The 13,520-nt window shown below is 65.1% G+C and carries 11 protein-coding genes; 5 read left to right on the top strand and 6 right to left on the bottom strand.

The window, feature by feature from the left end; genetic code table 11:
- The first annotated feature begins 39 nt into the window (after nt 1-39).
- Both pe and ABG82_RS05015 read left to right on the top strand, forming a co-directional pair.
- Nucleotides 40-1,212 (top strand): acyltransferase PE, encoded by a 1,173-nt coding sequence (pe, locus tag ABG82_RS05020; RefSeq protein ID WP_043078882.1) that lies wholly within the window; start codon nt 40-42, stop codon nt 1,210-1,212.
- A gap of 13 nt (nt 1,213-1,225) precedes the next feature.
- Nucleotides 1,226-2,977 carry an AMP-binding protein gene (locus ABG82_RS05015; protein ID WP_078343524.1) on the top strand — a complete coding sequence of 584 codons (1,752 nt, stop codon included), beginning with the start codon at nt 1,226-1,228 and terminating at the stop codon, nt 2,975-2,977.
- Between the two features lie 11 nt (nt 2,978-2,988).
- On the opposite strand, the gene ABG82_RS05010 is transcribed toward ABG82_RS05015, so the two are convergent.
- Complete coding sequence (locus ABG82_RS05010; RefSeq protein ID WP_043078884.1) at nt 2,989-3,642, bottom strand: GAP family protein; 654 nt, start codon at nt 3,640-3,642, stop codon at nt 2,989-2,991.
- A 5-nt stretch (nt 3,643-3,647) separates the two neighbouring features.
- On the bottom strand, nt 3,648-4,295 hold the full coding sequence (pdxH, locus tag ABG82_RS05005) for a pyridoxamine 5'-phosphate oxidase (RefSeq protein WP_043078885.1): 648 nt from the start codon (nt 4,293-4,295) through the stop codon (nt 3,648-3,650).
- Between the two features lie 110 nt (nt 4,296-4,405).
- Between pdxH and ABG82_RS05000 the strand changes: the two genes are divergently transcribed.
- Both ABG82_RS05000 and ABG82_RS04995 read left to right on the top strand, forming a co-directional pair.
- Nucleotides 4,406-5,542: a citrate synthase 2 gene (locus ABG82_RS05000; protein ID WP_043078886.1), complete on the top strand. Its 1,137-nt coding sequence runs from the start codon at nt 4,406-4,408 to the stop codon at nt 5,540-5,542.
- Nucleotides 5,543-5,615: 73 nt separating this feature from the next.
- Nucleotides 5,616-6,059 carry a VOC family protein gene (locus ABG82_RS04995; protein WP_162269231.1) on the top strand — a complete coding sequence of 148 codons (444 nt, stop codon included), beginning with the start codon at nt 5,616-5,618 and terminating at the stop codon, nt 6,057-6,059.
- A 107-nt stretch (nt 6,060-6,166) separates the two neighbouring features.
- Here ABG82_RS04995 and ABG82_RS04990 read toward each other — a convergent pair whose 3' ends face one another.
- Complete coding sequence (locus tag ABG82_RS04990) at nt 6,167-7,846, bottom strand: FAD-dependent oxidoreductase (RefSeq protein ID WP_043078888.1); 1,680 nt, start codon at nt 7,844-7,846, stop codon at nt 6,167-6,169.
- Entirely contained in the window at nt 7,846-8,901 is a 1,056-nt protein-coding gene (locus tag ABG82_RS04985) for an AurF N-oxygenase family protein (protein WP_043078889.1), read from the bottom strand. Before ABG82_RS04985 ends, ABG82_RS04990 begins: the two co-directional genes overlap by 1 nt.
- Before the next feature lie 200 nt (nt 8,902-9,101).
- On the opposite strand from ABG82_RS04985, the gene serC reads away from it, so the two are divergent.
- Complete coding sequence (gene serC / locus ABG82_RS04980; protein ID WP_043078890.1) at nt 9,102-10,217, top strand: phosphoserine transaminase; 1,116 nt, start codon at nt 9,102-9,104, stop codon at nt 10,215-10,217.
- Nucleotides 10,218-10,309: 92 nt separating this feature from the next.
- Here the strand turns inward: serC and ABG82_RS04975 are convergent, their stop codons facing one another.
- Nucleotides 10,310-12,202 (bottom strand): glycosyltransferase family 39 protein, encoded by a 1,893-nt coding sequence (locus ABG82_RS04975; protein ID WP_043078891.1) that lies wholly within the window; start codon nt 12,200-12,202, stop codon nt 10,310-10,312.
- The gene (locus tag ABG82_RS04970) at nt 12,199-13,422 is read right to left on the bottom strand and encodes a bifunctional glycosyltransferase family 2/GtrA family protein (protein WP_078343527.1); all 1,224 of its coding nucleotides are present in this window, start codon (nt 13,420-13,422) and stop codon (nt 12,199-12,201) included. The genes ABG82_RS04975 and ABG82_RS04970 overlap by 4 nt, the downstream gene beginning before the upstream one ends.
- Nucleotides 13,423-13,520: the final 98 nt, after the last annotated feature.

Here is a 13,520-nt window from a genome sequence, read left to right as displayed (position 1 = left end):
GTATGTGAGACTGAAATTGAAGTTGAGTCAGGAGCACGGATGAGAAACCTCCTCGCGGGAACAGCGGTGCTGGTAGTCGCCTGCGTAACAGGATGTTTCGGCATCCCTTCCGCGGTCGCCGACGACCCGCGGGTTCCTGGCCCACCCATCCCCGGGATCGCGCCGGACGGGACGGTCAGGGCCGCGCCTCCGTCGCCGGATCGCACCGCGTATGCCCTGGGTGGCGCGCACGTGCTCGGCATCCCCTACGACGAGTACATCCGGATGACCGGCAAGGACTGGTTCCCCGACATGAAGCGGGAAAACGTCTGGTATCCGGCCGGTCAGGTCCAGGGCCACACGCTGGGACGCTTCTTCCCCGGCATCGGCCCGATCGGCGAGAAGATTCTGCCCGGGCTGGGCCTGGACGGCACCAGCATCGGCGAATCGGTCGACATCGGAGAGCCCAACCTCGAGAACGCCATTCGCGCGGGCGGTCCGGGGACCGCGATGGGGTTGTCCGAGGGCGCGCTGGTACTCACCGCCGTCAAGAACGCGCTGGCCACGGACCCGACCGCACCGCCGCCGGATTCACTGACCTTCGCGACGTTCGGCGACCCGGTTGCGAAGAGTCCCTTCAGCGAGAGCTTCCTGACCCAGAATTTCGCTCCCGGCTCCGTGGTGCCTTTCATGGACTACCCGGTGCCCGCCCGCGTGGACAGCCAGTACCACACCGATCAGTTCATCTCGGCCTATGACAGCATCGCCGACTGGCCGGACCGGCCGGACAACCTGTTCGCGCTCGCCAATGCCATCGCGGGCCTGGCCACCGGCCACACCGCGGTGGCCTTCACCAACCCGAAGATGGTTCCGGCACGCAACATCGTGACCGAGACGAACTCCCGGGGCGCCACGACCACGACGTACTTCATCCCCGAGCAGCACCTGCCGCTGGTGATGGGCTTCAAGTACCTCGGGGTGCCGGAGGACACGCTGAATCGGCTCGACGCGATTCTGCAGCCTCGGGTGGATGCGGGCTATTCGCGCAATGACGATCCGGCGACTGCCCCCATCACTGTCGACCACAGCGGCTTCGATCCCGCGGAAGTGACGGCGCCTGCCTCCCAGGCGACATTCGGTGGCGGATCCGATCCGATTTCTCAGATCACCAGCGGCGCGATGGCCGTGCTCGGCGGCGGTTCCCGACCGACGCCGGCCACCCCGCCCAAGTAACGACGGATTAAATATGACACCTTCAACTCAGTCATCCATCCTGTCGATGTTGCACGGACGTGCCAGCCTGCGACCGGACGACATCGCGTTCACCTTCACCGACTACACCAACAGCCCTGCCGGTGTCGTTGAAAACCTCACCTGGTCGCAGCTGTCTCGCCGCACCTTCAACGTGGCCCGCGAGCTCAGTGAGCACGCGTCGCCCGGCGACAGGGCGCTGATCCTGGCCCCGCAGAGTCTCGAATACATCCTGGCGTTCCTGGGCTCCATGCAGGCCGGCCTGATCGCGGTGCCGCTGCCCTTGCCGCATCGCGGCTCAAGCTTTGACCGGGTCAGTGCCGTCTTCGACGACACCTCACCGTCGGTGGTGCTCACGACGTCGGCGGTGGTGTCGGACGTCGGCGATTACGTCGATCAGTCGCGTCTGGAGATCGCGCCCAAGCTCATCGAGATCGACACGCTGCCCCTCGATATCGATGCCGGCCCCAGTGTGGTGCCCGCCGACGTACCCAACATCGCGTACCTGCAGTACAGCTCGGGTTCCACCCGCACGCCCACCGGCGTCATGCTCTCGCACCGCAACCTTCAGGTGAACTTCGAGCAGTTGATGCGCAGCTTCTTCGTGGATACCGGCTCCACCATCCCGTCGAACGCCACGATCGTCTCCTGGCTGCCCTTCTACCACGACATGGGCTTGGTACTGGGTGTTTGCGCACCCATCCTGGGCGGCTATCGCGCCGACCTGACCAGCCCACTGGCCTTCCTGGAGAACCCCTCACGCTGGGTGCGGGCACTGGCCACGAATCCGCACGCGTGGTCGTCCGCGCCCAACTTCGCGTTCGATCTGGCGGCCCGCAAAACAACCGACGCCGACCTGGCGGGGCTGGATCTCGGTGGTGTGCTCGGCATCATCAGCGGCGCCGAGCGGGTCGAGCAAGCCACCCTGCAGCGCTTCGTCGATCGTTTCGCCCATTTCAATTTCCGCGACTCCATGATGCGCCCGTCCTATGGGCTGGCAGAGGCGACGGTGTTCGTGGCCTCGGGCACCTGGAGCGAATCGGCGCCCGCCGCACACTTCGACGTGGAAGAGCTCTCCGCGGGCCGCGTGCGGCGTTGCGCGGCCGGGGCCGGAACCGCATTGATCAAATACAAGGTGCCGCAATCGCCCGTGCTGCGGATCATCGACAGCGACACCCATCGGGAGTGCCTGCCGGACGTGGTCGGTGAGATTTGGGTGCACGGCGACAACGTCGCGTCCGGCTACTGGCGTAAGTCTCCGGAGGAGCAGCGGTGCTTCGGCGCGAAGATCACCGACCCGTCGTCCGGTACCCCGGAGGGCCCCTGGCTCAGGACCGGCGACCTCGGATTCGTCTCCGAGGGTGAGCTGTTCATCGTCGGCCGCATCAAGGACCTGCTGATCATCCGCGGGCGTAACTACTACCCCGAGGACATCGAGGCGACGGTTCAGGAAATCGCGCGCGGCCGCGTCGCGGCGATATCGGTTCCGTTCGACAGCACCGAAAAGCTGGTCACCATCATCGAATTCAAGAAGCGCAGCGATTCCGACATCGAGGCCATCAAGAGCGAGATCACCTCGGCGATCTCCAATGCGCACGGCGTCAACGTCGGCGACGTGGTGCTGGTGCCGCCCGGATCGTTGCCCACGACCACCAGCGGCAAGATCCGGCGCCGCTCATGCGTCGAGCAGTATCTGCAGAATCAGTTCACTCGGCTGGAAGCAGACTCCCCGGTCGGCGTCGCCTGACCCCTGTGGTCTCAGAGACTGGCGAGCCCGACGGCCAGTAGCACGCATCCGACGACAGCCAGCACCAGTGCGATGTTGCGGCGGCGGTTGGACTGGATCCAGCTGTTGAGCCTGGCCATCGCCGCGGCGGTGCGTTCCGGCGCCACCGCATGAGCCAGGAACGGAATCTCCACCAGCGCAAAGGCGATGACGTTGAACATCAGCAACGCGCTGACCTGCGTGGCAGGCGGAGAGCCCGAGGCGACGATCACGGCCAGTGCCGCCAGGAAGTCCACCGACGGCAACGCGATGCCCAGTCCCGCGACCCCGGCCACCCAGAGCGAGCCACCCGTCGCGATCGACTGAATACGCGCCGACACCTTGTCCAGCTGCGCGTTGGAGGCCGGCCCCCGCAGGCGCGAGGCCAGTAGCGCGGCAACCAGCAGTGCCGCCACCCCAATGCCGATTTGTACCCGCGGCAAGGTGAAATGCGCCGAACCGGTCGAGACGTTCCGGAAGGCGAACAGCACCACCAGACCCACCGCCATGCCCATCACAAATCCACCGGACAGAAAAGCGAGCAGCTGCAGCATCGGGCGCGGCCGATTCAGCATCAGCACAGTCATGCCCAACCGGAAAGGTTCGAAGCTGACGGCAATGGCCATCACCAGCAGGGTGATCCACATAGAGGTCAGGGCTGCAGCCGCTGGATCCGGCCGTCACTGACGACGATCCGGTTGTGTACGCGGTTCTCCCGCCCCTGCCAGAATTCGACGGTCTCGGGCGCGATCACGTAGCCGCCCCACTGCGGGGGCACCGGTACCTGATCCAGCCCAGCGAACCGCTGGGTGACGTCATCGAGCTGGGCCAGCAGCGCCGCGCGCGACTCGATGGGCGCGGACTGCTGGGAAGCCCATGCGCCCAGCTGTGAGCCACGCGGCCGATTGGTCCAGTAGTCGGCGGTCTGCGCCGGGTCGACCTTGGTCACCCGGCCGCGCACATGCACCTGGCGTCCCAGCGCGTACCAGGGGAAAGTGACGCTCGCATACGGGTCCGCGTCGAGCTGGCGGCCCTTGGCCGAGTCATAGTTTGAGAAGAACGTCACACCCGCCGAGTCGAACCCCTTGCACAGCACGGTGCGGGTCACCGGCCGGCCCTTGTCGACGGTAGCGAGCACCATCGCGTTCGGCTCGGGGATAGCCGATGCCACGGCAAGGTCAAACCATCTGTGCAACAACGGAAGCCAGCCATCGGCGAGCCAGTCGACGTCAAGATCGCCGCTGCCGTCCTTTTCTCCGGGGCGGTAGTCAGAGCGCAGCCATTCGGTCACAAAAAGCACGCTACAGGCGCCCGGATAAGGAACGGGGAGGTGACTAAGAAGCACCCTTAATTGCGAGTGCAAGAATCGCCTTTACCGAGTTGTTACCCACAGGTAGGGAGTCGAGAATCATGACGGTTGCAGCGCCGCTACCAGCGGATTTCGCACCTGGACTGGAGGGCGTAACCGCCTTCGCCACCGAAATCGCCGAGCCCGACAAGGACGGCGGCGCACTGCGCTACCGCGGTGTCGATATCGAGGATCTGGTCGCCCAGCGGGTGAGCTTCGGTGATGTGTGGGCACTGTTGGTCGACGGTAAGTTCGGCCAGGGACTCCCGCCCGCCGAGCCCTTCCCCATCCCGGTGCACACCGGCGATGTTCGGGTGGACGTGCAGGCCGGACTGGCCATGCTGGCACCCATCTGGGGCTTCGAGCCGCTGCTGGACACCGAGGACTCCATCGCGCGCCATCAACTCGCCCGCGCCTCGGTGATGGCGCTGTCTTACGTGGCACAGTCAGCGCGCGGCAACGCGCAGCCTGCCGTCCCGCAAAAAATCATCGACGAATGCTCAACCGTCACATCACGTTTCATGACCCGCTGGCAGGGTGACCCGGACCCCAAGCATGTCGAGGCCATCGACGCGTATTGGGTCTCGGCCGCCGAACACGGTATGAACGCCTCCACGTTCACCGCCCGGGTCATCGCCTCCACAGGTGCCGATGTGGCCGCCGCACTCTCGGGTGCGGTCGGCGCGATGAGCGGCCCGCTGCATGGCGGCGCACCCGCTCGCGTGTTGCCGATGATCGAACAGGCCGAGAAGACCGGCGATCCCCGCGGCGTCATCAAGGGCATCCTGGACCGCCGCGAGAAGCTCATGGGCTTCGGCCACCGGGTGTACCGCGCCGAAGACCCGCGTGCGCGCGTGTTGCGCAGCACCGCCAAGCGCCTGGGCGCCGCCCGCTACGAGGTGGCCGCGGCCCTGGAGCAGGCCGCCCTGACCGAGCTGCGGGAACGCCGCCCCGATCGCATCATCGAGACCAATGTCGAGTTCTGGGCAGCGGTCATCCTCGACTTCGCCCAGGTGCCGACGCGGATGATGCCCGCGATGTTCACCTGCGCCCGCACCGCGGGCTGGAGCGCGCACATCATGGAACAGAAGCGCCTGGGCAAGCTGGTACGCCCGGCCGCGCTGTATGTGGGACCCGGACCGCGTCCCATCGAATCCGTCGAGGGATTCGGGCTGCTGCACTCGCGCGTTGACGCGTAAGTACCCCAACTCCTGGCGTCACGCTGTGTGAGGTGGTTGGGTGAGGCCTATGACCTCTCCCGACCTCCCACCCGTGGAACCCTCCGTTTCTCCGTACATCATCGTCGAGGACTCGCGCGCGGCGATCGAGTTCTATAAGAACGCCTTTGGCGCCGAGGAACTCGGCCTATTGGAGACCCCCGACGGCAAGGTGATGCACGCGGCCGTCAAGATCAACGGCACCACGATCATGATGAACGACGACTTCCCCGAGTACAACGACGGCAAGTCCAGCACTCCCACCGCGCTCGGCGGCACACCGGTCACCATTCACCTCACGGTGCCCAATGTCGACGACTGGTTCAGTCGCGCCGTCGGCGCCGGCGCGACCGTCGAGATGCCACTAGAAGACCAGTTCTGGGGTGACCGCTTCGGCGTCATCAAGGACCCGTTCGGACATCTGTGGTCGCTGGGGCAACCGGTCAAGATCGTCAACCCCGAAGACCTCAAGAAGTACGTGGCGGGTGGCGGTGAGTAAGTCCGCCGACACTCCGGTTTCTGATGCAAACGCCGAGACGCGCACGCGAAACACGGCGTGTCGAGCTTTGTGGTGGGCTGGGGACGCCGCGGGCGGCCAGTAGGCCGCTACCGCAGCAGGTCCTCCAGCACCGAACCGCGAATCGCCTTGCGCCACAACGGTGGTTGCGGGACATTCGCGGCAACACGCAGCATCTCCGACACCGAGACGAACTTGTCACGCGGACGGCCCTCACCCTGACCGCGCGCGATTTCCGCACGGTCGATGGCCAGCCAGCCCTCGTGATCGATGATCGTCGGCTGGCGCCGCTGAATCAGCTTGGACAGGCCCGACAGCCTTTGCGCCGGATCGGCGAGCAGCCCATTGTTGTAGTCCTCCACCAGCGAGGTGACGGTCTGCTGCGAGCACGACTTGTTGGTCCCGATGAACCCGGTCGGGCCACGCTTGATCCAGCCCGCCACGTAGGTACCGGGAAAGGCCTTACCGGTGGATGAATCCGTCACGCGCCCTTGCTCGTTCGGGATCGTTCCACGCTGGTTGTCGAACGGCACATCCGGCATCGGGACGCCGCGATAACCGATCGAGGTCAGGAACAGGCCCGCCTTGATGGTGTCGGTGGCCTCGCCATGCTGGAACTCGATGCCTTCCACGCGGTCCGCGCCCAACACCTTCGCCGGGGTGCGGTTGTACGCGAAGCGGATGATCTTGCCACCCGGCTCCCGTGCCTCACGCGGGCAAGTGCTGAGCACTTCCAGCTTCTGCCTGACCAGCGGTTCCAGATGCGTCTGCAGTGCCTCATCGACCAGATCCGCGGTCTCTTGGTCGATGACCACCGTCATATCGGGCAACCCGACCAGCCCGAGAAGCTCGGGCAGGGTGAACGCCGAATGCTCGGGACCGCGGCGGCCGACGATGACCACCTCGCGCAGCTTGCTGTTGCGCAGCGCGGTGAGCGCGGTGTCCGAAATATCGGTGCGTGCCAGACGCTCGACATCTCCGGTAAGCACCCGGGCGACGTCCAGTGCCACGTTTCCGTTGCCGATGACGACCGCACGTTCGTGATCGAGATCGACCTGGAAGTCGGCGTAGTCGGGGTGCGCGTTGATCCAGGCGACCACCTGGGTGGCAGTGGCGTTGCCTGGCAGCTCGATCCCCGCGATGTCCAGACGGCGGTCCGAGGAGGCGCCGACCGAGTAGATCACGGCGTGGTGATGCGCCAGCAGTTCCTCGTGGGTGACGTCCTTGCCCACCTCGACGTTCAAAAAGAACTCAAAGTTGGGCTGCTCGGCCATCGTGTCGAACAACTTGGTGACCCGCTTGGTCTGCTGGTGATCGGGGGCCACCCCGGCACGCACCAAACCGTATGGAGCAGGCAACCTTTCGAACATGTTGACCTTCACGTTCGGCTGGGTCAACAGCTCGTCGGCGGCGTACATAGCCGCCGGACCGGAGCCCACGATGGCCACCTTCAGCGCGGCGTTGCCGCGAACGGGCGGCGCCTGAATGACCGGAGCCAAACTGGCACGAGGGATTTCACGCGGATAGAACTCGGAGTTGATCCGCAGGAAGGGCAGCTGCTCTTCCTTCAGGATCGAGTCCGGCTTGATGGCATCGACCGGGCAGGCGGCGACGCAGGCCCCGCAATCGACGCAAGCGGAGGCGTCGATATGCAACATCTCCGCCTTGAGGAAATCGGGCTCATCAGGCGTGGGGTGAATGCAGTTCACCGGGCATGCGTAAACGCACGAACCCTCGTTACAGCAGGCCTGGGTGACGACGTGCGGCATCAGGCGGGAACAGCGCTGGGCGAATCAGACACTGCGGCCTCGGGGGCCGAGTAGTTCACCAGCGGGCCGCGCTGCGGCTCACTGCGGTAGCGGGCGGCGCGACCATCGATGTGCAGCACCCGCCACACCAGCTTGGCGATCGGGTTCATCATGCCGACACCCCGGCACAGCATCCGGACGTCGGAGAACACTTCGCTCATCGTCTGGCGCGAGGCCGGGCTCTGCCAGAAGATCTCCTTGCGGACATCGTCCGGAATGCCGAACTTCTTGAAGAAGCTGCGCGGCGGCGTCATGATCGCGCCCATCAGCACGCGCATGATGATCGGGGTGCTGATGGAAAGCACGAACCGGTTGAACCAGTGCATCGTCGGGACGCGCTTGTGCAGGTACTCGTGCGCGAACGAGATGTGCCGGGCCTCCTCGGCGACATGGATCTCCATGACGCGGCGCATGATCGGGTGCAGATTGTCACCCTCGCGCAGCACGTTCTTCTGGGTGTGGTCAATGGGTTCTTCCCCGGCGAGCACACCGATGAAGAAGGTCTCGGGCGCGACGGTGGAAGCCAGCGGAATGAACGGGGACAGCCAGCGCAGCAGACGCGGCATGCCCGGCACGTCGACACCGAGGCGGTTCACCATCTCCTGGAACATCAGGGTGTGGTTGCACTCTTCGATGGATTCGTGGTTGAGGTAGCGGAACTCCGGGGAGCCATTGGGCACGCTGAAGGCGTACTGGATCAGGCCACGGATCAGGATGCTCTCGAAGTGCAGGCCCACCTTGGCGACGTTGGCCTGGCGCCACATGCCGATCTCGATCTGCTTCTCCAGCGGCTGCGACTGGTACCAGGGGTGCCGGCCGAGCGGATCGGTGCGGTGCGGGAGAACCCAGCGGGTGTCATTGGGGACGACGGCGTACTCGGGCGAGTCCCAGTCGATGTCGATGAACGGATCGAAGTTCCGGTTCGTCGATCCGTGCGACAGGGTCTCCAGCACCTGGACGTACTTGGCGTCGCCTCGCACTTCCTTCTTCGCGCGCAACTTCTCGCGGAGGGACATGCCTATCTCCTTTGATTAGGTAACGGACCTGCAAACTTTTACGTTCTGGGGCTACTTGAAAGTCTACAAGCTCTGGGCGAGTGTAAACAGGGCGAGAAGGCCCTATCTAGGTTTGGGACGAAACGTCCCATGTGACGTTCCCGGCGGGGTTTGTTTCATGTGATGCAGGTCTCATTAGGTCACCGTTTAGGCTGGTAGCCGTGGCTGAATTGACCATCCCCGCTGACCTCCTGCCCGCCGACGGACGCTTTGGCTGCGGCCCCTCCAAGGTGCGCCCCGAACAGCTGCAATCGCTCGTGACGGCCGGCGCTTCCCTCTTCGGTACCTCGCACCGGCAAGCACCCGTCAAGAACCTCGTAGGCCGCGTCCGCGAGGGCCTCAAGGAGCTGTTCTCCGCTCCCGACGGCTACGAGGTGATCCTCGGCAATGGCGGCTCGACCCTGTTCTGGGACGCGGCCGCGTTCGGCCTGATCCGCGAGAAGTCGCTGCATCTGACCTTCGGCGAGTTCAGCGCCAAATTCGCGTCCTGCGTGGCCAAGAACCCATTCGTCGGTGACCCGATCAAGGTGGTCGCGGATCCGGGCGGCGCTCCGGCTCCTGTCTCGGATCCCTCGGCCGATGTGATCGCCTGGGCCCACAACGAAACCTCGACCGGTGTCATGGTTCCGGTGCAGCGTCCCGCCGGTTCGGAGAACGCACTGGTGCTCATCGACGCCACCTCCGGCGCCGGCGGACTGCCGGTGGATCTGTCCGAGGTGGACGCGTACTACTTCGCGCCGCAGAAGAACTTCGCCGGCGACGGCGGACTGTGGCTGTCATTGATGAGCCCCGCCGCGCTGGAGCGGGTGGCGGAGATCGGCGGCAGCGGACGCTGGGTGCCGGACATCCTGTCGCTGCCGATCGCGGTGGAGAACAGCCTCAAGAACCAGACGTACAACACCCCCGCCATCGGCACCCTGCTGCTGCTGGCCGATCAGATCGACTGGCTGCTGAGCAATGGCGGCCTGGACTGGGCCACCAAGCGCACCGCCGATTCGGCATCGCGGCTGTACTCCTGGGCCGAGGCGACGTCGTACACCACCCCGTTCGTGGCAGACCCGGCGCAGCGCTCGCAGGTGGTGGGCACCATCGACTTCAACGACGACGTGGATGCCGCCGCTGTCGCCAAGGTGTTGCGCGCCAACGGTGTGGTGGACACCGAGCCGTACCGCAAGCTGGGCCGCAACCAGCTGCGGGTGGCCATGTTCGCCGCCATCGACCCCGAGGACATCTCCAAGCTGACGCAGTGCGTCGACTGGGTCGTCGAGCGCCTCTGAGCCCCACCCCCTCTCGCCGAGTGTGAACGCTAGCGTTCACACTCGGCGAATTTGGCGCCCTGACACTCACACTCGGCGACGACCGTCAGGGGCTAGTGCGCCGTGAGATCGTAGATATCGACGTCGTCGATGGTCTGCTTGTCAAAGGTCTTCTCGACCCAGTCCTGGATGGACTTCGAGGTTTCACTGCCCGGCGCACCGAACCCCCCACCGCCGTGATTCCCCGCTATGAAGTAGTGGATCTGCCCGTCGGCGACATACTGCTGGAACTGCGCCAGGGTGGGCGATGGATCGGTTCCGTTGAATCCACCGATGGGCATCACCGGCCGGCGAGTGGCCAGCTGATATCCGGATGCCTGATTCGAGCCGATCGCCGCCGCTACCCAGGTATAGCGATCCGCGTTGTCGTTGAGGGCGGCAACGATATTGGGACCGGGATCGCTACCGTCCAGCAGACTGCCACCGCGCTTGGATCCCGCTTCGAATTCGGGACGATGCTTACGTTCGGGCATATCCGGGAACTGTGCATCCGGAAAGCCGGGGAAGCCGTCGCCCTTCACCTCCGGCCCGGCCGAGGGCAGCGCCCCGCTGTGCGGGGTGGCGATGGTCTGCACGGAGTATGCGACAGGTCCTGCCAGTGCCACGATGAGCGCGGCGGCCACCACCGCCTTCGGGTATCTACGCACCGCGAGACCGATCAGTCCCAGCACGGCGAGAGTCACAATCACCCAGCGCAGCCACGGCTGGAATTCCGGCGAACGCCCCAAAAGCAGCCACGCCATCGCGGCGGTGAGCACCAGCAGAGCCGCGAGACAAGCTCGCACCCAAGGTTTTTCACGTTCCTGCCAGCCCAGTACCGAACCGGCACCGACCAGCGCGGCGACCGCGGGGGTCAGTGCCATCGAATAATAGGGGTGGAAGATGCCCTGCATGTAGCTGAACACAATGCCCGTGGTGAGCACCCATACGCCGAACACGATGAGCACGGCTCGCCGCGCGTCACTACGGGAGTTCTTGCGCAACAGCACTATCCCCAGAACCGCCAGCAGCAGCGCGGTAGGCAGCAGCCAGGCGATCTGTCCGCCGAGCGCGGGCTGGAACAGCCTGCCGATTCCGGGTTCGCTCCCGAAGTGCCCCCCGAAGCCGTACATCCCCTCGCGAGGACCCGAGGCGCTTCCCGTCTCGTTCCCGTTGATGCGGCCCAAGCCGTTGTAGCCCAGGGTGAGCTCGAGAATCGAGTTGTCGGGAGATCCGCCGATCCACGGCCGCGAACCCGGCGGCCACAACTCGACCGCGATGATCCACCATCCCGCCGAAACCACCGCTGCCGCAGCCGATGCGGCCAGCTGAGCCAGCCGTTTCCCGATGCGCACGGGCCCGGCAATCGCGTACGTGACGGCAATGGGCGGGATGACCAGCAGGACCTGTAGCTGTTTGGTCAGGAACCCCAATCCGACGAACACCCCGACCAGCAGCAGCCATCGCGTGCGCCCGTCTTCGATGCCGCGCATCATCGCCCATACGGCGGCGATCATCAGGAACACCAGTAGGGCATCAGGGTTGTTGAATCGGAACATCAACACTGCCACCGGCGTAACGGCCAGCACCAGCCCGGCCAGCAGAGCCGCGCCGTGACCGAAGTATCGACGAACGGTCACATACAGCAGGCCGACGGATGCCACGCCCAGCAGCACCTGCGGCACCAGGATGCTCCAGCTGCTCAGCCCGAATACGCGCACGGACAGTTCCATGAGCCAGAGCGAGGCGGGCGGTTTGTCTACGGTGATTGAGTTGGCAGCGTCGGAAGATCCGAAGAAACCGGCCTTCCAAGACACCGAACCTGCTTGTACCGCAGCCGAATAGAACGAGTTGGCCCACCCGTTGGAGCTCAGGTTGATCAGGTAGGCCACGGCCGTGCCGACCAGCAGCAGGGTGACCGAAAGCGGCTCGCGGGCGAACCCGCGAGCCGTCGGGGAGGTACTCATCGGCTATGCGAGCTTCGGAATACCCAGCGCAGTCCGATAAATCGGATCAAGGTGGCAACGAGATTGGCCACGGTCAGCACAATCAGCAGCAGGTGTTTCGACGCGTCGGGCACCAGGTGGTGCATCGCGACGAGCGACCCGCTGGTGAGTGCCAGCCCTATGCCGAAGATGACGAGCCCCTGGAACTGGTGCTTGGCGACATTGCGCCGCCCCCGCACCCCGAAGGTGAAGAACCGGTTGGCCGAGGTGTTGAGCACGGCGGTGATCAACAGCGCCAGGAAGTTGGCCACCTGATCGCCAACCATGCCATGTAGCACCAGGAACAGCATCGCGTAAGCCAATGTGCTTGCCACACCGATGATTCCGAACCGCACCAGCTGGCCGACCATGCCCGGCGGCACGCCCTCCACGAGCGGCTCGCGGCCCAGGCTGTGCCGGAGCTCCTCCAGCGGCAGTGTGCCGAGCATCAATGCCCGGCCTAACCGCCAGATGCCCAGCAGGTCCTTGCGCACGGTGTCGACGATGTCGACCCGGCTGTCGGGGTCATCCACCCAGTCGACCGGCACCTCATGAATCCGCAGGCCGACCCGCTCGGCAAGCACCAGCAGTTCGGTGTCGAAGAACCATTCCTTGTCCTCGACCAGCGGCAGCAGCTGACGCGCCACGTCGGTACGAATGGCCTTGAACCCGCACTGCGCATCGGAGAACCGGACCTGCAGCGAGGCATGCAGAATCAGGTTGTACGTCCGCGAGATGAACTCCCGCTTGGGGCCGCGTACCACCCGGGAGTTTCGGTTGAGCCGTGAGCCGTAGGCGACATCCGAGTGTCCGGAGATCAGTGGTGCGACGAGCGGCATCAGCGCGTTGAGGTCGGTGGACAGGTCCACATCGCAGTAGGCCACCACCTCGGCGTCCGAGGACAGCCACGCCGCAGCCAGTGCCCGTCCGCGCCCCTTCTCCTCCAGGTGCAGCACATCGACTCCATCGAGCTCGCTGGACAACCTATGCGCGATCGCCAGCGTGCCGTCGGTGCTGGCGTTGTCGGCGATGGTGATGCGCGCCGAGTAAGGAACCTCATTGGCCAGGAATGCGTGCAGCCGCCGTACACACGGCTCCAGGTCGTGCTCCTCGTTGTACACGGGGATCACGATGTCGAGGGTCGTCGCGCGGATTGCGGTCGGTGCCGTCGGGGTGTCGATCGGCTGCATCACACTGGTCACGAGAATCACAATGGTCGGCGCGGCTCTGTTGTCACTGGGTCGCCACTGTGAGTTACCTGTGAACGAAAGTGTGTCAGATTCGCAAATTAGTTGTGCAC

The sequence above is a fragment of the Mycobacteroides immunogenum genome (assembly GCF_001605725.1).
GTDB classification, from domain to species: domain Bacteria; phylum Actinomycetota; class Actinomycetes; order Mycobacteriales; family Mycobacteriaceae; genus Mycobacterium; species Mycobacterium immunogenum.
Note: the sequence above shows the minus strand (reverse complement) of the source record. Positions and strands in the feature narration are given on the sequence as shown.